The following is a 23,791-nucleotide window of genomic DNA, read 5'->3' as shown; positions in this document are numbered from 1 at the left end:
CTTTCATGGCTGACGATTTCAACACCGAGCAGAAGCGCTACCTCGAAGGTTTCGCCTCCGGCATCTCCGCGGCCCGCATGACGGGCGGCCTCGCCCTCGGGCAGGCCGCCGCTCCGCCGGCCGAGCCCACCGGGCCCGACGCCATCCACATCAAGGCCCAGGACGCCACGGTGAAGGCCGGCGGCAAGCTCTGCGACCAGGAGAAGTGGAAGCGCGCCGAGAACGCCTTCGACGGCCACAACCGCCTCATCGCGGAGGCCGCCACCGGCAAGGCCCCGAAACCGGAGGACAATTTCCGCTGGCGCTATCACGGCCTGTTCTGGGTGGCACCGACCCAGAACTCCTACATGTGCCGCCTGCGCATCCCCAACGGCATCCTGCAGCACTGGCAGTTCGCCGGCATCGCGGATCTCGCCGACGCCCATGGCGGCGGCTACAGCCACGTCACCACCCGGGCGAACCTCCAGGTCCGCGAGATCACGCCCGAGCACGGCCAGCCCTTCCTCGACGGCCTCATCGACCTCGGCCTGACCGCGCGCGGCGCGGGCGCCGACAACATCCGCAACGTCACCGGCTCGCCGGTCGCCGGCATCGACGCCCAGGAACTGCTCGACACCCGGCCGCTCGCCAAATCCTGGCACAACCACATCCTCAACGACCGCTCGCTGTTCGGCCTGCCGCGCAAGTTCAACGTCGCCTTCGACGGCGGCGGGGTCATGCCGGTGCTGGAGGAGACCAACGACATCGGCTTCCAGGCCATCCGGGTTCTCGACGGCGCCGCCGTGGCGCCCGGCATCTGGATGCGCCTCGTGCTCGGCGGCATCTCGGGCCACCGCGATCTCGCCCGCGACACCGGCGTCGTGCTGAAGCCCGAGGATTGCAACCGGGTGGCGGACGCCATCCTGCGGGTCTTCATCAAGAACGGCGACCGGACCAACCGCAACAAGAGCCGGATGAAGTACGTCCTCGACGCCTGGGGCTTCGACAAGTACCTCGCCGCCGTCGAAGACGAACTCGGCCGCAAACTCGACCGCGTCGATCCCGCCCATGTCGCCCCGCGCGGCCCCATGGACCGCTTCGCCCATGTGGGCGTGCACGCCCAGGTGCAGCCCGGCCTCAACTGGATCGGCGTGATCCTGCCCGTCGGCAAGCTCACCACCGACCAGATGCGGGATCTGGCCAGCATCGCGACCGAATGCGGCGACGGCGCCATCCGCATGACCGTCTGGCAGAACTTCCTGTTTTCCGGGGTTCCCGACGCGAAGGTGGCCGAGGTCCAGGCACGGGTCGCCGCCTTGGGCCTCACCACGGAGGCGTCGAGCATCCGCGCCGGTCTCGTCGCCTGCACGGGCAACCGGGGCTGCAAGTTCGCCGCCTCGGACACCAAGGGCCACGCCCTCGTCATCGCCGATTACATCGAGGCCAACCTCAAGGAACTCGACGTGCCGGTGAACGTGCACCTCACGGGCTGCCACCATAGCTGCGCCCAGCACTACATCGGCGACATCGGGCTCATCGGCGCCAAGGTGGTGGTCTCGGAGGAGGGCGACACCGTCGAGGGCTACGACATCGTCGTCGGCGGCGGCTTCGGCGACAGCCCGAAGATCGGCACGGAGATCTGGAAGGCCGTGAAGGCCGAGGATTGCCCGGCCCGGATCGAGGCGCTCCTACGCAGCTACCTCGGCAGCCGCGAGGGCCCGCAGGAGAGCTTCCAGGCCTTCACCCTGCGCACCGGTCCCGAAACCCTGCGCCACAGTGCCGAAGAGCAACCCGTCCTGAAGGCAGCCGCATGAGCGAGCACGTCACGCCCCCGCTGGTTCTCATCCCCGAGAACGCCCCGTTCAACCCCGACCAGCGCTCGTGGCTGTCGGGCTACTTCGCCGCCCTTCTGGGCCCCGCCGTCGAGGGCGCCACGGCGCTGGCCCCCGGCGACATGGGCGGCGGCCAAAAGCTCGCCGACAACGACGACGCGCCGTGGCACGACCCGTCGATGCCCCTGCCCGACCGGATGGAGCTCGCGCGTGAACGGCCCGAGGCGCAGAAGCTCATGGCCGCCATGGCGCAGCAGGATTGCGGCCAGTGCGGCTACAACTGCGCCGACTACGCCAACGCCATCTTCCTCAAGAGCGAGGAGCGCCTGAACCTGTGCCAGCCCGGCGGCAAGGACACGCTCCGGATGCTGAAGAAGCTCGACGAGGAGTTCGGCGCCGGCGGCGGGGCCGCCCCGAAGACCGCCGGCGACACCGCGCCCAAGGCCGAACCGACCCTCGGCCCCCTCGGCTTCTGCCGCGAGAACCCCGTGGAGGCGACGTTCCTGTCTCGGCTCCGCTTGAACGCGCCTGGGGGCGAGAAGGAAACCTGGCACGTCGAGATCGATCTGACCGACACGCCCATCGAGTACGTGGTCGGCGACTCCCTCGGGCTGTTTCCCGCCAACGCCCCGGCCCTGGTCGACGCGGTCATCGCCGAGCTCGGGGCCCGTCCCGAGCGCAGGATCGGACGCAAGACCCTGCGGGATTGCCTGCTCACGGACTATGCGCTGGGCGGCGCGCCCGACGGGCTCTACCAGCTCCTCTCCCTCCTCACCTCGGGCGAGGCGCGCAAGAAGACCCAGGCGCTCGCCGCCGGCGAGGATCCGGACGGCGACGCCGCCCATCTCGACGTGCTCGGCGCGCTCCACAAGTTCCCCGGCGCGCGGCCCGACGCCGAGGTGTTCCTCGAAGCCCTCGACGAGTTGCAGCCCCGGCTCTACTCGATCTCGTCCTCGCCGAAGGCCGATCCCGGCCGGGTCTCCCTCACGGTGGACGCGGTCCGCTACAGCCACCGCTCGCGCCTGCGGCTGGGCGTGGCCTCGACCCATCTCGGCGAGCGCATCCCCGAGGGCATGAAGGTCAAGGTCTACCTCCAGAAGGCGCACGGCTTCGCCCTGCCCGACGACCTGTCGAAGGACGTGATCATGGTCGGCCCCGGCACCGGCATCGCGCCGTTCCGCGCCTTCCTGCGCGAGCGCGACGCCACGCAGGCGCCGGGCCGCAACTGGCTGTTCTACGGCCACCAACGCCAAGCGAGCGACTTCTTCTACAGGGACGAGCTCAACGCCCTGAAGGACAAGAAGCTGCTCACCCGCCTGTCCCTGGCCTGGTCCCGGGACGGCGGCGAAAAGACCTACGTGCAGGACCGCATGCGCGAGAACGGCGCCGAACTCTGGAAGTGGTTCGAGGGCGGTGCCCATTTCTACGTCTGCGGCGACGCCAAGCGCATGGCCAAGGATGTGGAGCGGGCGATCATCGACGTCGCCGGCCAACACGGGGGCAAGAACCCCGACGAGGCCGTGGCCTACCTCGCCCATCTGAAGAAGACCGGGCGGTATCAGGCCGACGTGTACTGAGAGGCAAAACCCTCCCGGCGCCGTGGGCTATCGAACTCCGCATATCTGGCGCTCTTCAGAACGGGCGCGTCCCTCTCCCCCTTGTCGGGAGAGGTTAGGAGTGGGGGCGGTTCCGCCAGACCCCGCAGCATGAGGGGCACCCGACCCCCCCCACCTCCAACTCCTCCCCACAAGGGGGAGGAGGGCTGGCCGGCGCTTCAGGCCCGACTCTTGCTCCCATCCATGCTGACAAAAAACCCCGCCGAGGATCACGCCATGAACGCGCACGTCCAGGCGCCCGCCCCCGTCAAAACCACCTGCCCGTATTGCGGCGTCGGCTGCGGCGTACTCGCGACGCCGGACGGGCAGGGCGGGGTCGGCATCGCCGGGGACACCGCGCATCCGGCCAATTTCGGCCGCCTCTGCTCCAAGGGCTCGGCTTTGGGCGAGACCGTCTCCCTGGACGGCCGCCTGCTCCATCCGCAGGTCGACGGCGCGCGCGCGAGCTGGGAATCGGCGCTCGGCACCGTCGCGGGGTCCCTGCAGAAGATCGCCGCGCAGCACGGGCCGGAATCCATCGCCTTCTACCTGTCGGGCCAGCTCCTCACGGAGGATTACTACGTCGCCAACAAGCTCGCGAAGGGCTTCCTCGGCACCCCCCACGTCGACACCAACTCGCGCCTGTGCATGTCGAGCGCCGTGGCCGCCCATCGGCGCGCCTTCGGCTCGGACACCGTGCCGGGCTGCTACGAGGACCTCGACGAGGCCGACGTCATCGTGCTCGTCGGCTCCAACACCGCCTGGTGCCACCCGATCCTGTTCCGCCGGATGATCGACGCACGCGCCAAGCGCGGCACCAAGCTCGTGGTGGTCGATCCCCGCCGCACCCAGACGGGGGAGGAGGCCGACCTGTTCCTCGGCCTCGCGCCCGGCTCCGACACCGCCCTGTTCTCGGGCCTGCTCGTGCATCTCGCCGCCACCGGCGCCGTCGATGCGGCCTACGTCGCCGACCATACCAGCGGCTTCGACGGCGCCCTGGAGCGCGCCGCCGCCATCGCCCCGAGCGTCGCCGCCACCGCCGCCGCGACGGGCCTCGCCGAGGCCGATGTCGCCCGGTTCTTCGCCCTGTTCGCCGGTACGAAGCGCGTGGTCACGGCGTTCTCGCAGGGGGCGAACCAGTCGGCGCAGGGCACCGACAAGGGCAACGCCATCATCAACTGCCATCTCGCCACCGGCCGCATCGGTCGGCCCGGCGCGGGGCCGTTCTCCCTCACCGGCCAGCCCAACGCCATGGGCGGGCGGGAGGTCGGAGGGCTCGCGAACATGCTCGCCGCCCACATGCACTTCGCCCCCGAGGAGGTGGACCGCGTCCGCCGGTTCTGGAAGGCGCCCAACATCATCACCGGCGAGGGCATGAAGGCGGTGGCCCTGTTCGAGGCGGTGGCGCGCGGCAAGATCAAGGCCCTGTGGGTGATGGGCACCAATCCCGTCGTCTCCATGCCCCGGGCCGACGCCATCCGCGAGAGCCTGAAGGGCCTCGACCTCTACGTGGTCTCCGAGGCCGTGGCCGACAGCGACACCGCCCGGGCGACGGGGAAGAAGACCGTGCTGCTGCCGGCCCTGGCCTGGGGCGAGAAGGACGGCACGGTGACGAATTCCGAGCGCCGGGTCTCGCGCCAGCGCGCTTTCCTCAAGGCGCCCGGCGAGGCGCGGGCCGACTGGCAGATCATCGCGGACGTGGCCAAGCGCCTCGGCCACGGCGAGGCCTTCGCCTATCCCAACGCGGCCGCGATCTTCCGCGAGCACGCGGCCCTGTCGGCCTACGAGAACAACGGCACCCGCGATTTCGACATCGGCGCCCTCGCGGACATGCCCGATGCGACCTATGCGGGAACGCCCCCCCTGCAATGGCCCCTGCCGAAGCGCGGCAAGGGCCGGGCCCGCCTGTTCGCCGACGGCCAGTTCTACACCTTCGACAAGCGTGCCCGCTTCGTTGCCGTGCAGGCGCCAGCCCTGGCCCAGCCCGTCACGGAGGAACACCCCTTCGTCCTCAACACCGGCCGGGTGCGCGACCACTGGCACACCATGACGCGCACGGGAAAGAGCCAGCGCCTCTCGGCCCACCGCGCCGTGCCCTTCGTCGAGATCCACCCCGACGACGCCGCGCGGCTCGGCGTCGCGGAGGGCGATCTCGCCCGCGTCTCCACGCCCCACGGCACCGCGATCCTCGAGGCGATGGTCACGGAGGGCGTGCGCCGGGGCGATCTCTTCGCCGCCTTCCATTGGAGCGACGCCACCGCGTCGGATGCCCGCGTCGGCGCCCTGGTGCCCGGCGTGCCGGACCCGGTCTCGGGCCAGCCCGAACTCAAGGCGACGCCCGCCGCCCTCGCGCCCGCGCCCTACCGCAACCGCGGCTTCCTGCTCACCCGCGAGGCGCATACCCCGCCCGCCGGCTGGTGGTGGGCGCGCGCCACGGTGGAGGGCGGGTCCGGCCTGCACTTCGCCACCCAGGAGAGCTCACGCGCCGTCGCCCTGATGATGCGCGGCCTGTTCCAGGGCCTGGAACTCGCCGAGTACGCCGACCATGCGCGGGGGCATTACCGCTGCGCCGTCTATGACGGAGTTCGCTTGGTCGCCTGCCTGGCGCTCGCCCCGAGCGAGGCCCGACCGAGCTGGGAGGCGGCCAAGGCGTACTTCGCCGCCGAGGAGATCGAGCCCGCCGCCCGCCGCGCCCTGCTGTCGGGCCGGGCCGAGACGGCTTCGGCCGGTCCGACGATCTGTGCCTGCCACGGCGTCGGCCTCGACGTGATCACGGGCGTGATCGCGGCCGGAGCCGGCTCCGTCGAGGCCGTCGGCGCCGCCTGCAAAGCAGGCACGAATTGCGGCTCGTGCATCCCCGAGATCCGCAAGCTGCTGCCGCAGGCGCTTGCGCGCAACGCAGCATAGGCTCACTTTGTGGGTACGAAGGACCCCGATCCGAGATCCATGAGCACACCTCGCCAGCCCCGCGAAACCCGCCCCGCCAGTCCCGAATCCACCCGCGGCGCCAATGCCGCCGGCCTCGAGCCCCTGGCCGTCCTGCCGGTCTTCGTACCGTTGCAGGGCAAACGCGCGGTGCTGGCCGGCTCCAACGGCGGCGCGCCCTGGAAGGTGAAGCTGCTGGCCGCCGCCGGGGCGGACGTGGACGTCTACGCCCCCGAGCCGAGCGAGGAACTCCGCGCCGTGCCGGGCGAGATCGTCGCCGGCTCCGTCACCCTGCACGCGCGTCAGTGGGCGGAGGCCGACCTCCAGGGCGCGGCCTTCGTCATCGGCGCCATGGAGGACGAGGCCGACTGCATCGCCTTCGTCGCCGCCGGACGCCGAGCCGGCGCCATCGTCAACGCCGTCGACCGCCCGCATCTCTGCGACGTGAAGTTCGGCGCCATCGTCAACCGCTCGCCCATGGTGGTGGGCATCTCGACGGAGGGCGCCGCCCCGGTCTTCGGCCAGACCGTGCGCGCCCGCATCGAGGGCATGCTGCCGCGCGGCTTCAAGGCCTGGATCGGCGCCGCCCGCGACTGGCGCGAGGAGGTCACCGGCCGCTTCCACGGTTTTTCGGACCGCCGCGCCTTCTGGGAGCGGTTCACCGACCGCGCCTTCGCCGAGCCGGACCGGGCGCCGACCGCAACCGATCTCGCCGAGTTGCTGGGCGAGACCGAGGCCGCGCCGAAGGGCGGGGCCGTCACGCTGGTGGGTGCCGGACCGGGCGACGCCGAACTCCTCACCCTCAAGGCGCTCAGGGCGCTGCGCAATGCCGACGTGATCCTCTACGACGACCTCGTGGCGCCCGAGATCCTCGACTACGCGCGCCGCGAGGCCCGCACCATGCTGGTGGGCAAGACCGGGCACGGCCCCTCCTGCCGCCAGGACGACATCAACGCCCTGATGGTGCAGCTCGCCAAGTCCGGCAAGCAGGTGGTGCGCCTGAAATCCGGCGACCCCCTGGTGTTCGGCCGGGCCGGCGAGGAGATCGACGCCTGCCGCGAGGCCGGCATTCCCGTCTCCATCGTGCCCGGCGTCTCGGCGGCCCAGGGGGCCGCGGCCTCCCTCTGCGTCTCGCTCACCAACCGCGACGCGGCGCGGCGCCTGCAATACGTCACCGGCCACGACCGGCGCGGGGCGCTGCCCGAGGACCTGAACTGGGGCGCCCTCGCCGATCCGAGCGTGACCACCGTGGTCTACATGCCGAAGAAGACCCTGCGCGTGCTGCTGGAGCGCGCCATGACCGAGGGCCTCGCCCCCGGGACCCCGGCGCTCCTCGTCTTCAACGCCACCCGGCCGAACCAGACAGTGGTGGAAGCCAGCGCCATCGACCTCGCCGACCGCGTCGAGGCCTCGGGCCACGGGGGGCCGGCGCTCCTCATGGTCGGCGAGGCGCTGCGTCGGACGAGTGCGCAGGCCGCCCCCGCGATGGCCGAGCCGGACAAGCTCGCGATCTGATCCGGAAGCGGCGGCGGCGGCGGCGGCGGATCAGGCCGCCCGTCGGTTTCCAAAGATCGACAGGAAGTAGAAGGCCACGCCTGAGACGCACGCCCCGAAGAGAAAGAGAAGGTTGTCCATCGCGAGGATCGCCACGGCGAAGCGGTTGAGAAACCCCTGCGCGGCGGCGGCCGGGCTGCTGGGTATCGACGCAAAGATCCCGCAGACGAACAGCCAAACGATGATGGGTGCCGCGAGACTCCACCGCAGGAGGTTCCGTTCGATCGACCGCTTGAGCAGCAGGCCGCAAACGATCGCGACGACGATGAGCGGTCCGGCGAGGATGAGGGCGAACTGCAGGAGAAGCGTCGCAAGGGCGAGCACCCGCAGCGCGCCGCCGAACAGGGGGACGCGGAGCAGTGACGGATCGCCATGGGGGCCGTGCGCCAACACCAGGAGCACCGAGGCGCCCACGCCGATGAATCCCGAGGCCGCGATGCGCACCGGGATGGGGCAGGGGGCGGGGGTTCCGATCATGCCCGCCCCTCAGCTGGCCCGAGGCGGCGAAGCCCCGTGCGCGGCACCAGATCGGCCGGCTGCTTGAGGTCCCAGACCAATCCGATTCGACGCAAGGCCAGCAGAACCCACCAGCCCGGATCGTGCTGGCCGGGCTCGAGCCCGAACCGGGCCGAGTCCGGCCACGCATGATGGTTGCCGTGCCAAGCCTCTCCGAAGGTGACGAGGGACGCCGCCGGCAGGTCGTGCCCCTGCACGGCCACGCCGTCGACGACCCAGCCCTGCGGCCCCCGGCGATGCGTGAGATGACCAACGAGCCAGTGCCCCGTGAGGCTCACGGCGACCCGCACCGGCACGCCCCAGACCAACCACGGCATCCCGCCCACCCAGAAGAACAGCAGGGCCCAGGGAAGCTGCTGCACCATCCATGTCGCCTCGAGGAAGGCGAGCCCCCGATTCCGGGCCAGGAGCGGTTCCGGCACGAAACGTGGCGGGTTCGTGAGAACGAGACGGCAATGCATCTGCCACCAGGCATCGCGCAGGAACCCGGTCCGGTGGGCATGGAGCGGATGGCACACGATCTGACGCTGCGCCCAATCGCGGGTGTCGTGGAGTTGCACCATGCCAAGGGGCCCGGCCATGCCAACCAAGGTGCCGAGGTAGACGAGACCGTACTCGACCCATGGCGAAGCCGCGAAGCTACGGTGGATCAGCAGCCGGTGCAGGCCGAGGGAGTGCCCGGCGCAGAGCGTCACGGCGCTGGTGACAAGGAACAGCAGCACGGCGCCGGGTGTGACGAACACAGGCCCCAGAATCAGGGCGGTCGCGGTCATACCACCGACCCAGAGGGAGCGCGCGGGCGCCCAGACTACGCGACCGTCGGTGGCCGATGTGGCGGTCCCGGCGATCAATCGCGGTGTCGAAAAACAACCCACCCGAGCCCCCAGTACATGTCGATTAGGTAATTACCTAAACAACGATATTCTTGATTTGTCAATGGTTAGCTCCGCACTTAAGTACCGGGTGCGTGTCATCCCGTGCCCCTCGAATCACCCCTCCCATGCAGCGCGTCTTCGAAGCCCTATCCTCCTCCGTGCGAAGGAAAATCCTGGCTTATCTCGCCCACGGCGAACTCAGCGCGGGGGAGATCGCCGGGCGTTTCTCCATGTCGAAGCCTTCGATCTCGCAACATCTCTCGGTGCTCGAAGCAGCCGGGCTGATCGTCGGGGAGAAGCGCGGGCAGTTCGTATTCTATCGGCAGGTGGAGGACAGCCTGCTCAACACCCTCAACGGCTTCGTGCAGGAGGCCTGTCCGATCGGACGGCCGCTCAAGCGCGAGAGTGCCGCCCTCGCCGGAAGTCGCCGCGGACAGGATTCGAACCCCGACGATGTCTGACCGGACCTGAAGGACGCCGTGAGCCCAGCGACGGTTTAAGCGATTGCCCGGGCACGGTGCCTGTGGTCAGAAGCCGCCTTCCGTCTCCACCGTAAGGTGTCCCATGCGTCGCGCTCTGCCGCTCATCTTCTTCGCCGTCGGCCTCGTCGCCCTGGGCGTCGCCGCCGTGTTCGTTCTGGTGCCCCAGGCCAACGTCGTCGCCACCAGCACCGTCGGCGGACCATTCACCCTCACGGATCAGAACGGGCGCCGCGTCACCGAGCGTGATTTCACCGGCCGGACGCATCTCGTGTTCTTCGGCTTCACCCATTGTCCGGACGTGTGCCCGACGACCCTGCAGCAGATCGGCGACGTGCTCCGTGCACTGGGACCGAAGGGCCAGGACACCAAGGCCCTGTTCATCGCCGTCGACCCCGAGCGCGACACGCCCGCTGCCCTGAAAGCCTATCTGGCGAGCTTCGACCCGCGCATCGTCGGACTGACGGGCACGCCGGAGGAGATCGCCGCGGCGGTGAAGGGCTACCGCGCCTATGTCCGCAAGGTGCCGACCAAGGACGGCGACTACACCATGGAGCACACGGCCCTGGTCTACGTGATGGATGGCCAGAACCGCTTCCTCAACGCCCTCAACCTGACCAAGCCGCCCGAGGCCGCCGCCGCCGACCTCGCCAAGATGCTGTGAGCGCTCCGTCTCCGCATCGGCTTCTCCCGAAAACCGGCGTTCACTTTTGGGGCTGAGGGTCAGGTTCGGTGCAGCGCCCCGCTGCGGGAGCTGCGCGACAGGCCGTGCTCGGTCTTGTTCCAGCGGTCGGGGGCGAGGACGAGTTCGACGAGCCCGAGCCAGGCACCGGCGCTGACGAGGAGGAAGTAGGCCGGCATCAGGGGCACGTAGGGCAGGAGGTCCCACCAGCCCCGGCGCACGCAGCCGAGGGCGGCCGGCAGCAGCATGGCGAGGAGGCCGGACACGAACACCGTCACCGCCGTGCCGGTGGGCAGGTTGCTCCAGAATCCCGCGACGGGTTCGACCCCGGCGAACACGAACCGGTAGGCGGCGTGCCCCATCAGGAACGGGTAGGCGAGGGCGCAGACGACGGTGCCGGGCACCAGGGCGATGGCGGCCAGGGTCCCGAACGCCCCGAGTTGGCGGAACGTCTCGCGCGGCTGACGGCCGTGGGTGAAGCTCGTCTGGATGAAGCCCTTCATCCAGCGGGCGCGCTGGTGCAGCCATGCGCCGGGCCGCGCTGGAGCCTCCTCGAAGGTGCTGCTCGGCAGGTCGCCGACCCGGTAGCCCGCCCGCGCGAGGCGTAGGCCCAGATCGGCATCCTCGGTGACATTCCACGCATCCCAGCCGTGGACGGCCCGGAGGATGTGGGTCCGGAAATGCGTCGACGTGCCCCCGAGCGGAATCGGTACGTTCCAGGCGGCGAGCGCCGGGATCAGCACATCGAACAGGGCGGCGTATTCGAGGGCGAAGCATTTCGGCAGCGGGCCGTCGCGCTGGTTGTCGATGACGAGGCGCCCCTGGAGACAGGCCGTCCTCGGGTCGCTGCGGGCGAACAGCGCGGCGGCGGCGCGGAGCTGGCCCGGATCGGGTACGTCTTCGGCGTCGTAGACCACGAGGCAGGCGCCGCGGGCGAGAGGCAGGGCGCAGTTGAGGGCACGCGGCTTCGTGCGCGGCAGGCCGGGCGGCACCACCACGATCTCCGCCCCGGGCGGCAGGGCTGCGGCGGCGAGGGCGGCGGCCGTCTCGGCATCGTGCGCCTCGATCACGAACTTGATGTCGAGCTTGGCCGCCGGATAGTCGAAGGCCGAGAGGGCCGCGGTGAGGCGTGGGACCACGGCCGCCTCCCGGTGGAGGGCGACGAACACCGTGTAGACGGGGAGGTCGGCATCGGCCAGGCACGCGTCCGCCGCCACGCCCTCCGCCTCGACGCTGACGGCGGCGACCCGCAGGGTCACCATGGCGAGGAGCACGAGTTGGACGGCGGTCCAGAGGCCCACGACCAGGGTGGGCGGAAGTTCGACCATGGCGACCACCGCGAGTCCGGCGATCAGGCCGGCGATGGCGAGGGTCGGTCCCATGGGACGGGCCTTCAGCGCCCAGTCGGGCCGGTGGACCTGAAGGGAATCCGCCGCGGCGGCGGCGATGCCGGCGGGGTTGGCGCTGAAGACGGCTTCGCGCAGGGCGCGCGGCGTGGTCAGCGCCGGCATCCGACCCATGGGGCTGCGCCCGCCCAGCACTTCCGCGATGGCGGCGCCGCGCGGCGCCAGGACGAAGGCGGCCGGCGCGCCCGGCAGCAGGGGGGCGACGCCGGCGACCACGCTCTCGGGGTAGCGTGCGCCGGGCCCCAGGGGGATCGCGCCGGCGAGGAAGGGGGTGCCGAGTTCGGCCGCGAGCGCCCGGTAATAGGCCTCCTCCGTGACGGTGCCCGACGCGAGAAGGGCGGAGGCTCCGTCGGTGCCCCAGGCGCGGGCGCGGTCGGCGGCCTTGGCCAGGGCTGCCGGATCGACACCGTGATCCAGGAGGAAGGCGAGGTCGGGCGGCAGGGGCGAGACGCCGGCCTGCGACACGAAGGGTAAACCGAGGATCGACAACGGGAGCGTCTCCCGGCGGCTCGAGAACGTGCTAGGGAGACGGCGTGAGCCAGACCGCGTCCGCGCACAACCAGCGCACCACGAATACAACCCCGAGGTCAAGGACGCGCTGGATTTCTCCGGCGGTCCTCGCCGTGGCGATGGCCCTGCTGGTGGGACGCGCAGACGCGCAGACGCCTCCCGCGCCGGGACAGGGGGTCGCCATCCCGAACTTCTGGAACCCGCGCGCGCGCCAGGAGCGCATCGACGCGCCCCAGACGAGCCGCACGGTCCGCTTCCTCACGGACGACGAGTTCCCGCCCCTGCACTTCCCCGGGCCGGACGGCACGCCCACGGGCTTCTCGGTGGAGCTCGCCCGCGCGGTCTGCGAGAAACTCGCCCTGACCTGCACGGTCCAGGCCCGGCGCTTCGACACGCTGCTCGATGCGCTGGCCGACAAGCAGGGCGACGTGGTCGCCGCCGCCATCCCGCTCACGCCGGCCCTGCGGGCGCGGTTCCTGGCCACCCGGCCGTACTTTCGCTGGCCGGGCCGGTTCGCGGCGCGCACGGACAAGGCGCTGCCCGTCCCCTCCGCCACGGCCCTCGCCGGCCGCAGCGTCGGCGTGGTCGCGGGCAGCGCCCACGCGGCCTACCTCAAGGCGTTCTTCCCCAAGGCGGAGGCGCGCGACTTCAACGATCTCGCCGCCGCCGAGGGCGCCCTGCGGCGCGGCGAAGTGGAGTACGTCTTCGCCGACGGCCTCAACCTCGCCCTGTGGGTCGGCGGCATCGAATCGGCGCAGTGCTGCGCCCTCGTCGGCGGCGACTACCTCGAGAACCGCTATTTCGGCGAGGGCATCGGCCTCGTCACCCGACCCGACGACGCGGCCTTGGCCCGCGCCCTCGACGACGCCCTGCAACGGGTGTGGGACGACGGCAAGTACGCCGAACTCTACCTCAGGTTCTTCCCCGTCAGTCCGTTCTAGAGCGTTCCGCGAACGGCACCGTTCTGCCCGGGGAACTCGCTCCCGGCAAGGGTATCGCGCGCATCCCAAGGGTATCGCGCGCATCCGATGCGTATCGCACCTCAAAACGACGACTTACAGCAAGCTCACACCGGCCGACATTACGTCATCGCCCGACAAGGCGCGATCAGGTCCGCAACTTCTAACGGACCATAGCTTCGCCATGACAGCCTTGTCGGAAGGCGATGCATCGCCAGCGGGGCCGGTCCTTCGCCGTTCGCCGCGAAGTCTTGCGGCGCGACCGCGAAGACCAGTGCATCCGGAACCGGCGCGCGACAGTCCGGTTGAGTCCTCATCACCCGTTCGATGCCCAGAGGAGGCCGCATGACCACCAAGGCACCGCCCGTCCCCCCGGCCAACCAGTCCGACAAGGGGCCCGGAAGCGCACCCGACGCCCCCCTCGCCACCGGGCCCAAGGGTTCGGGTCAGACCCGGAACCCCGACACGATCGGTCAGGCCGGCAATTCCAAGGTGAACACCACCCATCAGGGCCATCAGCAGGATCGGTAATGAGCACCTCGAAGAAGACACCTGCCGCCGACCGGCATCACGGCGGCCCCGGCAGCAGTCACCAGGACGCGAGCAAGCCGCAAGCGGAGACGCGTGACGGCTCGAATCCCGGCAGCCCGACCAGCGATGCCAAGTCCCACGTCTCGGGCGGCGGCGGAGAACGTGACCGTCACCACGCCCACGACGCGGACGGCAACAGTCCCGCCCGGTCGCACTGACATCGTTCCCCCAACGCGATCTGCCCCGGCGCGGATTCGTCCCGGGGCGAAGCCGAATGAGAGAGTGAGCGCAGCATGGCGAACGCGAACAAGCACAAGATGGGGCCTGGCACCCAAGGCAAGAGCTCCGGAACGGGCGCGATGACCGATCTCCCGGAGGGCATCCTCCCGGAAAACATGGTCCTGAGCAATCGCGACAAGGCCCAGCACAGCGACGAGCGCGGCCTCGACAGCAAGAACGTCCAGACCGAGCAGTATCAGGACCACGTCGGCAACCGCCTGGCCGACGACGTGGGCGCCGCGGCCACGGGCGGCGACAACGTCAGCGGATCCACGAGCCCCATGACCGATACGTCCGGCGACGCGAGCAGCCTCACGCGTCAGCAGAACGGCTGAAACGCCCGCCGCCGGAACCGGTCCGCACGCTTCAGGGGTTCGAAGACGGGATTGCGTTGGCCTGCCGGCGCAATCCCGCTTAGGGTGACGCCCTTCCGCCAAGGCGCTCACTGGAACCGAACCCCGGCCTCATGTCGTCCTCGACTTCGTCCCCGCTCGCCCTCGACCCCGCCCTCATAGAGGCCGCTGTCTCCGCCACCGCGTGGCCGTTCGAGGAGGCGCGCAAGCTGTTGGCACGGCTCGAGCGAAACCCTAAAAGCGAAGTGCTGTTCGAGACCGGCTACGGCCCCTCGGGCCTGCCGCATATCGGCACCTTCGGCGAAGTCGCCCGCACCTCCATGGTGCGTCACGCCTTCCGGGTCCTGACGAAGGACAGCGTGCCGACGCGGCTCATCGCGTTCTCGGACGACATGGACGGCCTGCGCAAGGTGCCGGACAACGTGCCGAACAAGCCGATGCTCATCGCGGCCCTCAACCAGCCCCTGACCAAGGTGCCGGACCCGTTCGGCACCCACGAGAGCTTCGGCGCCCACAACAATGCCGAGCTGCGCCGCTTCCTCGACGCGTTCGGCTTCGACTACGAGTTCCACTCGGCCACGGAATGCTACAAGCAAGGCCTGTTCGACACGGCCCTGCTGACGGTGCTCGACCGTTACGAGGCCGTGATGGCGATCATGCTGCCGTCCCTGCGCGCCGAGCGCTCGGCGAGCTACTCGCCGTTCCTGCCGATCCACCCTGTGACCGGGGAGGTGATGCAGGTGGCCATCGACGAGGTGCGGTCTGGCGCCGGCACTCTGGTGTGGCGCGACCCGAAGACGGGGGAGGCCTACGAGACCCCCGTGACCGGCGGCCATGCCAAGCTTCAATGGAAGCCCGACTGGGCCATGCGCTGGGTGGCGCTGGGCATCGACTACGAGATGGCCGGCAAGGATCTCATCGATTCGGTGAAGCTGTCGGGCGAGATCGCCCGCGCCCTCGGTGGCGAACCGCCGGAGGGCTTCAACTACGAGCTCTTCCTCGATCGTGAAGGCCGCAAGATCTCGAAGTCGAAGGGCAACGGCCTATCCATCGACGACTGGCTCGTCTACGGCACCGCCGACAGCCTGGCGCTGTTCATGTACAACAAGCCCCGCGAGGCCAAGCGCCTGTTCGTGGAGATGATCCCGCGCCAGGTCGACGACTATCTCGGCTTCCTCGAGAAGTTTCCCGGCCAGGAGCCGGCCCAGCAGCTCGGCAACCCGGTCTGGCACCTGCACGCCGGCCGGCCGCCGGCGGCCGAGGCGGTCGGCAAGGGCGGTGCGCTCAACTTCGCCATGCTCCTCAACCTCGCGGCGGTGGCCAACACCGAAGATCCGGCGGTGCTGTGGGGCTTCATCCGCCGCTACGATCCGGATGTCGGCCCGCAGACCCATCCGGTCCTCGCCCGGCTGGTCGGCCACGCACTCGCGTATTTCCGGGACGTGGTGCGGCCGCAGAAGACCTACCGGGCGGCGACGGAGGCGGAAGCGGCCGCCCTCTCGGACCTGTCCGAGACCCTGGCGGCGCATGAGGGCTCGACCGATCCGGAAGGGCTCCAGGCCATCGTGTACGAGGTCGGGCGGCGGCACTTTCCCGACCTCTCGGGCAAGGCGAAGAGCCCGGACGGACGGCCCGGCGTGTCGCAGGCCTGGTTCACCACCATCTACAACGTGCTGTTCGGCGAGGCGCGCGGCCCCCGCTTCGGTTCGTTCGTCGCCCTCTACGGCGTGGCCGAGACGCGGGCGCTCATCGCGGAGGCCCTGTCGGGGGCCTTCGTGCCCACGGAAGCATGAATCGGCTGTCCGCACGAAGAATTGCGCAACAAAACACCACCCCTTCGGCGGCCGGCGCATCATTGTGCTTGTCGCCAGGGGGCCGGGAGGCTAGAAGCCGCTCCACCGAAGACAAAAAAAGGCCGCCCCGGTGAGGGAGCGGCCCGAAGTCTAGGGAGGAAACGCCCAAGAAGGGCACACCGCGGCGACGCCATCGCTGCGGTGCATGTGACTGAGATGCCATTTTGCACTGCACCCTACAACGCCCCCGAATGGGGGGATGGGTATGCGCGGAATGCATTCAGACCCGTCCGGTCCCCGCCGCTCCGGATGACGCGGCCGTCGAAGGCAGACCGAGCTGGTCGAGGCTCAGGTGCCAGATCCGTTCCTGCAGATCGGGATCGGCGGCCCGGCGCGAGGTCGCCACCGGACGCGAGCGCGCGAAGTAGAGTCCCGTCACACCCGCGAGCTCCGGTGCGCTCGCCACGTGGATCGACGTGGCCGCGCCGTCGACCGGCGAAGCCATGAACGGGCGGATCAGGCGCCAGCCGAAACCGAACCAGCCCCCGGTGCCGCCGGCGAACCCGCTGGCGATGACCCCGGGATGCAGGGCGTTCACCGTCACGCCCGTGCCGTCGAGGCGGCGGGCGAGGGCCTTGGTGAACAGCACGTTCCCGAGCTTGGCCTGGGAATACACCGTCATGGCGGAGAAGCCGCGCGCATGGCCGATGTCGTCGAAGGCGATGCGCCCGCGGGTATGCGCCGCCGAGGCGACGTTGACGATGCGCGACGGCGCGCTCGCCTTCAGCAGGTCGAGAAGTTCGAGGGTGAGGCACACATAGGCGAGATGATCGAGCGCCCAGGTGCGCTCGATCCCGTCCTCCGTGAGCCGATGGCTGTCGAAGATCGCGCCGGCGTTGTTCACGAGCACGTCGAGGCGCGGATAAAGCGCCCGGACTTCGCCGGCGAGACGCCGGATCTCAGCCTGTGCGGAGAGGTCCGCCACGAAGGCATCGACCTGTGCACCCGGGACCGCCGCCTGGATCGTCCCGACCGCGTCACGGGTGCGGGCGGCATCGCGACCGACGAGGCCGACCCGGGCGCCCCTTCGGGCGAGGCCGAGGGCCGTCTCGAAGCCGATGCCGGAGGTCGCGCCCGTGACGAGGCAGATCCGGTCCCGCATCGGCGCCGCGCCGGTCATGCCGCCCGCCACGGGATCAGAAGACCGCCTGCCCGACGGCGAAGGCCACGACCACGATGACGATCGCCACCACGAGGAACAGCCCGAACAGGATGCGCGCCAGGGAGCCCGCGCCCGAGGCGATGCCGGTGAAGCCGAGACCACCCGCCACGAGGGAGATCAGGAAACAGATGAGGGCCCATTTCAACAGGGTCATGCGCAGCACTCCAGCACGCGGGAACGAGCGATAACCCTGCGGTCACGCTTCCGTTCCCGCCAAGCTCGCGGATTCGGTCGGGCGTCCGGGGTCGGCCCGGTCGTCGGGCCGCATCAGCCGGCCTGACGGTTCTCCGCCCGCGCCAGCAGGCCCGCGGCCAGGGCATGGTAGAGCCCCTCCGGGCAGATGGATTTCGAGACGGCGTCGCTGATGAGGGCGGCGATCATGAGGGGGATCATCAGGGCGTGGCCCTGGGTCATCTCGGTGACGATGACGAAGGCCGTGATGGGCGCCTGGAGCACGCCGGTGAGGTAGGCCACCATGCCGACGAGGACGAGGGCCGCCACGGGCACCCCCGGGAAGGCGCCCTGGAACACGGCGCCGAGGCCGGCCCCGACGCTGAGGGAGGGCGCGAACAGGCCGCCCGGAATGCCGCTGATGGCCGAGAACAGGGTCGCGAGGAACTTCAGGGGCGCGAAATCGAGGGCGCCGCCGCCGGCGCCATGGAGGAGGGTGCGGGCCTCCTCGTAGCCGGTGCCGTAGACGGCGCCGCCCGAGGCGAGGCCGCACAGGGCGACACCGAGGCCACAGGCCACCGCGAACACGATGGGCCGGCGCGCGATGACGGCGCCTGGACGCCCGGGCAATCCGCGGGCGAACAGGATGACGACGCGGGCGAACACGCCGCCCGTCAGCCCGCCGAGGACGCCGATCACCGGCACGGCGATCCAGCCGGGGCCGAACGGGAGGGCCGCGTCGGTGGTGCCGAAATAGGTGTAGTTGCCGGTGATCGCCAGGGCGGTGAGGCCGGCCGCCACGATGGCCGCCACGATCAGTCCGCCGGTCCGGGCCTCGTAGGCGCGTCCGAGTTCCTCGATCCCGAAGACGATGCCGGCGATGGGCGTGTTGAAGGCTGCGGCAACCCCGGCGGCCCCACCGGCGAGGATGAGACCGGGCTGGCGGTTGGGGGTGAGGTGGCCGACGGCGGCCATGATCGCCGCGCCGACCTGGACGGTCGGGCCCTCGCGTCCCGTGGAGGCGCCGAACAGCAGCCCAAGCGCCATCACGACGATCTTGCCCGCGGCCGTGCGCAGGGAGACCAGGGCCCGCCGCAGGGACGCCGTCGCCGTGTGGCGCGCCGCGATCACCTGGGGAATGCCCGAGCCCTGTGAATTCGGGAACACCGTGCGGGCGAGGTAGGTGCACAGGCCGAACCCCACGGGCGTGACCGCGAGGGCCATCCAGGGCGACAGGGACAGAATCATCCGGAACCCCTCCTGCGCCGCATCGGCGAGCTTGGCCATCAGGACGGCGGCGAGGCCGACGCCGATGCCGCCGAGGAGGAACAGCAGCCGCCGCCGCCAGACCGCGAAGGCATCGACGGCCCCACTGCGCAAACGTGTGATGGTGGGGCGGATGCGGGAACGGGACGGCATGGGTGGGGGATCCGGCGTTGCGGCGCACGGCGCCTCAGGCAAGGCGCATACCCGGCGCCGGCCCGCCTTGCATCACCCCTCTCGAATCACGTCTTGCATCACGCTTGCACGCCTTCCGCCGCGCACAGCTCCGCGACGGTCTTCAGGTAGGCCTTGGCGTCGAACTTTCGGAGGGAATTCTCGCTCTGGTAGCGCACGGTCCCGAAGACCTTGCGCCGGGCCCAGGGGCGGTCGTGCAGGCCGTAGACCCAGGCGACGTTGGTGAACGAATTGGCGTCGCGGCCGTCTAGGAAGTAGCGGTTGTTGAGGCGCAGGGTGCGCCTGAATCCTTCCTCGGGGGAGGGCGACCAGTCGAGGATCTTCTTGCCCCAGTACATGCGCAGGTGGTTGTGCATGTAGCCGGTCTCGCGCATCTCGGCCTGGGCCGCGTTCCAGTGGACGTCGTGGGTCCCGCCCGCGGCGAGTTCGGCCTCGGTGTAGGTGTGCGGACGCGGATCGTCGGCATGCTCGGCCAGGGTCTTGCGCGCCCATTCGGGGACCGCGTGGGCGTAGGACTCGTAGCCCTTCGTGTAGTGGACGTGGTTCATGGCGAGCTCGCGCCGCACGATGAGCTCCTCGAGATAGGCGGTCTTGTCGTCGTCCCCGCCGGTCCTGGCGGCGCGCACGGCGAGCGCGATCTCCACGGGCGAGATCTGGCCGAAATGCAGGTAGGGGCTCATGTGCGAGGCCGCGCCCGCCTCGGGCTTGTTGCGCTCGGCCCCGTAAGTGGCGAACGGGCCGGCGAGGTAGGCCTTGAGGCGCCGCCGCGCTTCCGTCTCGCCGCCCGTGAAGCGTTTGACCGGGGGAACGTCCCGGTCGAGGGTCATGCCGGCCAGCACCGCGTCCGGGTCGGCGATGTCGATCTCGGCCTTCGGCAGGCCGCGCCCGGCCCTGTGCTTCACGGTGCGCTCGGACAGGCCGAGGATATAGTCGTCGAACAGGCGGTTGAGCTTCGGCCGCAGGGTGCGGGCGGCGTATTCGTGCTTGGTCGAGGCCACCTCGACGGGGACGACGACATCGCCCTCGACCTGGACGATGCGGGTCTTCACCGCCGCCACGATCTCCCCGTACCAGCGCTTCTGGATGGCGAGATAGCCGCGGTCGAGGACGAGCAGGGCGGCGTCGCGGGCGAGGTCGATGGCGATCTCGGCGGGGGAGGCCTTGCGCAGGCAGAAGCCGATCCCGCGCCGGTCGAACCCGGCCCTGGCGTCGGCGAGGCCCTGCAGCAGGAAGGCATAGTGCCGGGCGTTGGCCTCGGGAAAGCCGTTGGCCCCGTCGAGGAGGCCGAAGCACGCGACGACCGGCACGCCGAGGCGGTTGGCCTCCGCGACGGCGTATTCCAGCGCCGGGTTGAAATGGGCGCGATTCGCCTGCTGCAGCAGGTAGACGACGTAGGCCCCGTCCGCGCGGGGTTCCACATCGTTCAACACCCTGATTCGCCCTGCCTGTATCGTCATCGTGCCCGCTGCGTCCCGTGTGGTGCTGAAAATGTAGAGCCTCGGCGACACGCGCGGCGGCGGCGGATCAGCACGGCCTTCGGCCAGATCCGCACCGCGGACCGGTCTTTGTCGCGCTCGAAAAACCCCTTGGTATCAGGGCGTTGACGCTGGCCCCGCCCGTCTCGATGCGGCTCGGCGACGTTGCAGGGATGCCACCGGGGGCCTGCGACATTTTGGAGACAGGCGGATTACAACGCGTCGGGTTGCACGAAAAGCGACAGGGGTGCTGCCCCAACGGCCTTGCATTTCCGAGCGGGAGGATCAGATTGTGCATTGCGGGAACGCGATGGCGTCGCGCTCCCGTTGCCCTTCTTGGGCGTTTCCTCCCTAGACTTCGGGCCGCTCTTCGGAGCGGCCTTTTTTTCGGCGCGATGCAGGTCCCCCCGCGCGGGCGCGGATCGTGAAGTCATCCCCGCGCGCGGGCGCGGATCATGAAGTTGTCGTAGGTGTACTCGGCGACCTGGAACCAAAGGTATTCCTCGTTCCGGAAGGTCCGCATCGCTTCGTAGATGCGCTTGAAGTCCGGATTCTTGCCCGCGATCTCGTTGTAGACATCCGTCGACGCCTTCAAGGCGGCTTCCATCACCTCCTGGGGGAACGGACGCAGCTGCGCCCCGGCGGCGACGAGGCGGCGCAGGGCCTTGGGATTGCGCGCATCGTACCGGGCCTGAACCTCGGCGTGGACCTGCGCGGCCGCAGACCGCAGGATCGTCTGATACGCCTTCGGCAGGGCCTTCCACGCTTCGGCGTTGAACCAGACGTGGATGAGGGCGCCGCCCTCCCAGAAGCCCGGATAATGGTAGATCGGCGCCACCTTCTGGAGGCCGAGCTTCTCGTCGTCGTAGGGGCCGATCCATTCGGCGGCATCGAGGGTCTTGGCTTCGAGGGCGCCGTAGATCTCCGGACCGGGCGTCGCCTGCGGCACGGCGCCGAGCTTGGCCAGGACCTGGCCACCGAGGCCGGCGATGCGCAGCTTGAGGCCCTGGAGATCGGCCGTCGCCTTCACCTCCTTGCGGAACCAGCCTCCCATCTGCGCGCCGGTGTTGCCGGCCGGCAGGGCCACGAGGCCGTTGCGGGAGAAGATCTCGGCGAACAGGTCGGCGGCGCCGCCGTCGAGCCACCACGCGGACTGACCCCGGGCGTTGAGGCCGAAGGGGATGGCGGTGGCGAGGGCGAAGGTCTGGTCCTTCGCCACCCCTTGCGTCGCGGGCGCATAGCCCATCTCGACGGTGCGGGCCGCGACGGCATCGAGGATTCCGTCCCCCGGCACCGGCTCGCCCGGTCCCTGAACCTGAATCTGGAAACGGCCGTCGGTCGCCTCGGCCACGAGGCGGCCCAGGGTCTCGGCAGCGCCGTACAGGATATCGAGGCCCTTGGGGTACGCGCTGGCGAGGCGCCAGCGCAGCTCCGGCGCCCCTTGCGCGAGGGCGGGCGCGGCGACGGCCGCCGCACCGCCGAGACCGGCGGCGAGGAGGGCGCGCCGGGGGAGGGCGCGTCCGGAGAGGGGTGGGGGCATGACGCCTCGCTTCACAATCGATCCACGCACCGGAGAATCGGCGCGGGCGGCCCGTCCGGCCATCGGTTCACGAACGGGGACGCGCCCGAAACGATCCCGTGCCGGGTCATTTGGCGAAGAATCATCAGGGCCGGGATCATTTGGCGTAAGCGAAGGTCCCGTCGTTCCAGACGTAGAGAACGTAGCCCTGCGCCGTGACGTCGCCCTTGGCGTCGAAGCCGACGGAACCGAGTACGAGGTCGAAGCGCTCGGCATGCAGGGTCGCGGCGAGGCGCTTGGAATCCTGGCTGTGGGCGAAGTTGCCCGCCGCCACCAGGGCCTGGAGGGCGGCGTAGCCGTAGATCGTCGAGCCCTCGGGCTCGACGCCCTCGGTCTTGAAGGCGGCGACCACGGCCGCCGCCTCGGGCTTGCGGCGCGGGTCGAGGTAGAAGGTCATCAACACGCCGTTGCTGGCCGGTCCCGCGATGGTGGCGAATTCCTGGGTGGCGATGGCCGAGGTGCCGAACCATTGCGGCCTGTAGCCCCGCTCGGCCGCGATCCGCACCAGACGGCCCATCTCGCGGGCGTCCCCGCCGTAATACGCCACCGCGATGCCGGCTTCCTTGAGGCGGTCGGCCAGCGCCGCGTCGTCGGCGTCGCTGGAGGCGAAGGCCGTGGCGAGGGCCTCGTTGATGCCGATGCGGTTGAGGTTCTCCTTCGTCGCGGCGGCGAGGTTGCGCGAGCCCGGCGTGAGGTCGTTGAGGATGGCGATCTTCTTTTCGCGGAAGCGCTCGGCCAGGATCGTCGCCGACAGCTTGGCCTGGTCGTCGTCGCGCCCGCAGACCCGAAAGATCGTCGGCAGGCCGCGATCGGTGAGCTTGGCGGCCACGGACGCCGCCGTGATCATCAGGGTGCCGTTGGCGGCGTAGACTTCCGAAGCGGCGAGCGAGGCGTTGGAGCAGACATGGCCGACCACGAGGCGCACGCCCTGCGCGGCGTAGTGGTTGGCCACCGCCACGGCCTTGTTGGAATCGCAGGCGTCGTCCTGCACGTCGAGGACGATGGTCTGGCCGTCGAGGCCGCCCTTCGCGTTGGCATCGCGGGCCGCAGCCTGGACGCCGCGCAGAACCTGCTCGCCCACCGCCACGTAGGCGCCCGAGCGCGGCACTGCGACGCCGATGACGACGTCCGCCCGCGCGGCCCCGGCCGGCAGGAGGCTCACCGGCACGAGGCTCAACAGCAGGAGGCCGGCCGCCCACCGCCCATCGAGCCCGAGGCGCCGGGTCGCGCGTCTGAACCTCGTCTCGCCCCGTCTCACGCCTCGTTCGACCTCAGGAAGGTTTCAGCGGATCTACCGAAGACAATGCGGGGCTCGCACCCCTTGGACCGCCCGACCCGTGCGGGAAGCCGCACGAGAACGCAAGTCTGGATTCGTGCCGCGATCCGCAACGGGCGAACCCGCCGCGGACCATCGCCCCGTGGAAGACCGCTCCGGCCCGCATCGTCCTCTCAGCGGGCGGTGGCGTAGAGGGAGGCACCGGCGGCGACGGGCGCGGTGACGGTGGAGAAGACCGACAGCACCTTCTGAACCTCGGTGAAGGGGGCGTTCGACACGTAGACGAGGTCGCGGTTGCGCATGCGGAAGGCCTGGGTGAGGAACAGGCTGTTGGGGTCGCGC

General features: G+C 70.3%; 20 protein-coding genes and 1 pseudogene. 11 read left to right on the top strand and 10 right to left on the bottom strand.

Features of this window, described 5'->3' with window-relative positions; genetic code table 11:
- The first annotated feature begins 5 nt into the window (after positions 1–5).
- The 4 genes from ASF27_RS10470 (at position 6) to cysG (ending at position 7,846) form a co-directional block, all read left to right on the top strand.
- A complete protein-coding gene (locus tag ASF27_RS10470; RefSeq protein ID WP_056359887.1) occupies positions 6–1,793 on the top strand; it encodes a NirA family protein in 1,788 nt (595 codons plus the stop codon).
- A complete protein-coding gene (locus tag ASF27_RS10465) occupies positions 1,790–3,388 on the top strand; it encodes a sulfite reductase subunit alpha (protein WP_056168459.1) in 1,599 nt (532 codons plus the stop codon). Before ASF27_RS10470 ends, ASF27_RS10465 begins: the two co-directional genes overlap by 4 nt.
- 255 nt (positions 3,389–3,643) lie before the next feature.
- Positions 3,644–6,313, top strand: a complete 2,670-nt coding sequence (locus ASF27_RS10460) for a nitrate reductase (RefSeq protein ID WP_056359884.1) — start codon at positions 3,644–3,646, stop codon at positions 6,311–6,313.
- Between the two features lie 39 nt (positions 6,314–6,352).
- Entirely contained in the window at positions 6,353–7,846 is a 1,494-nt protein-coding gene (cysG, locus tag ASF27_RS10455) for a siroheme synthase CysG (RefSeq protein ID WP_056359881.1), read from the top strand.
- Between the two features lie 30 nt (positions 7,847–7,876).
- Here cysG and ASF27_RS10450 read toward each other — a convergent pair whose 3' ends face one another.
- A complete protein-coding gene (locus tag ASF27_RS10450) occupies positions 7,877–8,329 on the bottom strand; it encodes a hypothetical protein (protein WP_210166268.1) in 453 nt (150 codons plus the stop codon).
- Between the two features lie 29 nt (positions 8,330–8,358).
- The gene (locus tag ASF27_RS10445) at positions 8,359–9,276 is read right to left on the bottom strand and encodes an acyl-CoA desaturase (RefSeq protein ID WP_056359875.1); all 918 of its coding nucleotides are present in this window, start codon (positions 9,274–9,276) and stop codon (positions 8,359–8,361) included.
- A gap of 125 nt (positions 9,277–9,401) precedes the next feature.
- On the opposite strand from ASF27_RS10445, the gene ASF27_RS10440 reads away from it, so the two are divergent.
- Together ASF27_RS10440 and ASF27_RS10435 are read left to right on the top strand one after the other, a co-directional pair.
- Complete coding sequence (locus ASF27_RS10440) at positions 9,402–9,737, top strand: metalloregulator ArsR/SmtB family transcription factor (protein WP_056359871.1); 336 nt, start codon at positions 9,402–9,404, stop codon at positions 9,735–9,737.
- Between the two features lie 103 nt (positions 9,738–9,840).
- Positions 9,841–10,419 (top strand): SCO family protein, encoded by a 579-nt coding sequence (locus tag ASF27_RS10435; protein ID WP_056168470.1) that lies wholly within the window; start codon positions 9,841–9,843, stop codon positions 10,417–10,419.
- A 59-nt stretch (positions 10,420–10,478) separates the two neighbouring features.
- Here ASF27_RS10435 and ASF27_RS10430 read toward each other — a convergent pair whose 3' ends face one another.
- The gene (locus tag ASF27_RS10430) at positions 10,479–12,332 is read right to left on the bottom strand and encodes a glycosyltransferase family 2 protein (protein WP_082478975.1); all 1,854 of its coding nucleotides are present in this window, start codon (positions 12,330–12,332) and stop codon (positions 10,479–10,481) included.
- 140 nt (positions 12,333–12,472) lie between these two features.
- Here ASF27_RS10430 and ASF27_RS10425 point away from each other — a divergent pair, with 140 nt between their 5' ends.
- From ASF27_RS10425 to ASF27_RS10405, 5 genes are all read left to right on the top strand, one after another.
- Positions 12,473–13,294, top strand: coding sequence for a transporter substrate-binding domain-containing protein (locus ASF27_RS10425; protein WP_082478973.1), 822 nt, complete (start codon positions 12,473–12,475; stop codon positions 13,292–13,294).
- Positions 13,295–13,657: 363 nt separating this feature from the next.
- Positions 13,658–13,843, top strand: a complete 186-nt coding sequence (locus ASF27_RS10420) for a hypothetical protein (protein WP_056168573.1) — start codon at positions 13,658–13,660, stop codon at positions 13,841–13,843.
- Complete coding sequence (locus tag ASF27_RS10415) at positions 13,843–14,061, top strand: hypothetical protein (RefSeq protein WP_056168577.1); 219 nt, start codon at positions 13,843–13,845, stop codon at positions 14,059–14,061. Before ASF27_RS10420 ends, ASF27_RS10415 begins: the two co-directional genes overlap by 1 nt.
- Positions 14,062–14,136: 75 nt before the next feature.
- Positions 14,137–14,457: a hypothetical protein gene (locus tag ASF27_RS10410; RefSeq protein ID WP_056264685.1), complete on the top strand. Its 321-nt coding sequence runs from the start codon at positions 14,137–14,139 to the stop codon at positions 14,455–14,457.
- A 131-nt stretch (positions 14,458–14,588) separates the two neighbouring features.
- Positions 14,589–16,268, top strand: a complete 1,680-nt coding sequence (locus tag ASF27_RS10405) for a lysine--tRNA ligase (protein WP_056359868.1) — start codon at positions 14,589–14,591, stop codon at positions 16,266–16,268.
- A gap of 280 nt (positions 16,269–16,548) precedes the next feature.
- Here ASF27_RS10405 and ASF27_RS10400 read toward each other — a convergent pair whose 3' ends face one another.
- The 7 genes and pseudogenes from ASF27_RS10400 to ASF27_RS23095 all read right to left on the bottom strand — a co-directional run.
- Positions 16,549–17,430 (bottom strand): SDR family oxidoreductase, encoded by an 882-nt coding sequence (locus tag ASF27_RS10400; protein WP_056264701.1) that lies wholly within the window; start codon positions 17,428–17,430, stop codon positions 16,549–16,551.
- A gap of 34 nt (positions 17,431–17,464) precedes the next feature.
- Entirely contained in the window at positions 17,465–17,644 is a 180-nt protein-coding gene (locus ASF27_RS10395; protein ID WP_056168587.1) for a DUF1328 domain-containing protein, read from the bottom strand.
- Positions 17,645–17,757: 113 nt separating this feature from the next.
- Positions 17,758–19,080 carry a chloride channel protein gene (locus tag ASF27_RS10390; protein ID WP_056359865.1) on the bottom strand — a complete coding sequence of 441 codons (1,323 nt, stop codon included), beginning with the start codon at positions 19,078–19,080 and terminating at the stop codon, positions 17,758–17,760.
- A 98-nt stretch (positions 19,081–19,178) separates the two neighbouring features.
- On the bottom strand, positions 19,179–20,576 hold the full coding sequence (locus ASF27_RS10385; protein WP_056359862.1) for a deoxyribodipyrimidine photo-lyase: 1,398 nt from the start codon (positions 20,574–20,576) through the stop codon (positions 19,179–19,181).
- A gap of 448 nt (positions 20,577–21,024) precedes the next feature.
- Entirely contained in the window at positions 21,025–22,134 is a 1,110-nt protein-coding gene (gene dctP / locus ASF27_RS10380) for a TRAP transporter substrate-binding protein DctP (RefSeq protein WP_056168597.1), read from the bottom strand.
- A gap of 136 nt (positions 22,135–22,270) precedes the next feature.
- Positions 22,271–23,356, bottom strand: coding sequence for a branched-chain amino acid ABC transporter substrate-binding protein (locus ASF27_RS10375; protein WP_056359905.1), 1,086 nt, complete (start codon positions 23,354–23,356; stop codon positions 22,271–22,273).
- Positions 23,357–23,622: 266 nt separating this feature from the next.
- A pseudogene (locus tag ASF27_RS23095) lies at positions 23,623–23,791 on the bottom strand (sugar transporter); the annotation flags it as partial.

The organism is Methylobacterium sp. Leaf102, from assembly GCF_001422425.1.
GTDB lineage: Bacteria > Pseudomonadota > Alphaproteobacteria > Rhizobiales > Beijerinckiaceae > Methylobacterium.
This window is presented reverse-complemented; position numbering and strand designations above follow the sequence as displayed.

What these genes read in the sequence shown, in the direction of transcription:
- ASF27_RS10440 (WP_056359871.1), top strand. Translation starts at nt 9,402, where the DNA reads ATGCAGCGCGTCTTCGAAGCCCTATCCTCCTCCGTGCGAAGGAAAATC.
- ASF27_RS10420 (WP_056168573.1), top strand. Translation starts at nt 13,658, where the DNA reads ATGACCACCAAGGCACCGCCCGTCCCCCCGGCCAACCAGTCCGACAAG.
- ASF27_RS10410 (WP_056264685.1), top strand. Translation starts at nt 14,137, where the DNA reads ATGGCGAACGCGAACAAGCACAAGATGGGGCCTGGCACCCAAGGCAAG.
- ASF27_RS10470 (WP_056359887.1), top strand. Translation starts at nt 6, where the DNA reads ATGGCTGACGATTTCAACACCGAGCAGAAGCGCTACCTCGAAGGTTTC.
- ASF27_RS10395 (WP_056168587.1), bottom strand. Translation starts at nt 17,644, where the DNA reads ATGACCCTGTTGAAATGGGCCCTCATCTGTTTCCTGATCTCCCTCGTG.
- cysG (WP_056359881.1), top strand. Translation starts at nt 6,353, where the DNA reads ATGAGCACACCTCGCCAGCCCCGCGAAACCCGCCCCGCCAGTCCCGAA.
- ASF27_RS10425 (WP_082478973.1), top strand. Translation starts at nt 12,473, where the DNA reads ATGGCCCTGCTGGTGGGACGCGCAGACGCGCAGACGCCTCCCGCGCCG.
- ASF27_RS10405 (WP_056359868.1), top strand. Translation starts at nt 14,589, where the DNA reads ATGTCGTCCTCGACTTCGTCCCCGCTCGCCCTCGACCCCGCCCTCATA.
- ASF27_RS10385 (WP_056359862.1), bottom strand. Translation starts at nt 20,576, where the DNA reads ATGACGATACAGGCAGGGCGAATCAGGGTGTTGAACGATGTGGAACCC.
- ASF27_RS10465 (WP_056168459.1), top strand. Translation starts at nt 1,790, where the DNA reads ATGAGCGAGCACGTCACGCCCCCGCTGGTTCTCATCCCCGAGAACGCC.
- ASF27_RS10435 (WP_056168470.1), top strand. Translation starts at nt 9,841, where the DNA reads ATGCGTCGCGCTCTGCCGCTCATCTTCTTCGCCGTCGGCCTCGTCGCC.
- ASF27_RS10415 (WP_056168577.1), top strand. Translation starts at nt 13,843, where the DNA reads ATGAGCACCTCGAAGAAGACACCTGCCGCCGACCGGCATCACGGCGGC.
- dctP (WP_056168597.1), bottom strand. Translation starts at nt 22,134, where the DNA reads ATGCCCCCACCCCTCTCCGGACGCGCCCTCCCCCGGCGCGCCCTCCTC.
- ASF27_RS10460 (WP_056359884.1), top strand. Translation starts at nt 3,644, where the DNA reads ATGAACGCGCACGTCCAGGCGCCCGCCCCCGTCAAAACCACCTGCCCG.
- ASF27_RS10400 (WP_056264701.1), bottom strand. Translation starts at nt 17,430, where the DNA reads ATGCGGGACCGGATCTGCCTCGTCACGGGCGCGACCTCCGGCATCGGC.
- ASF27_RS10390 (WP_056359865.1), bottom strand. Translation starts at nt 19,080, where the DNA reads ATGCCGTCCCGTTCCCGCATCCGCCCCACCATCACACGTTTGCGCAGT.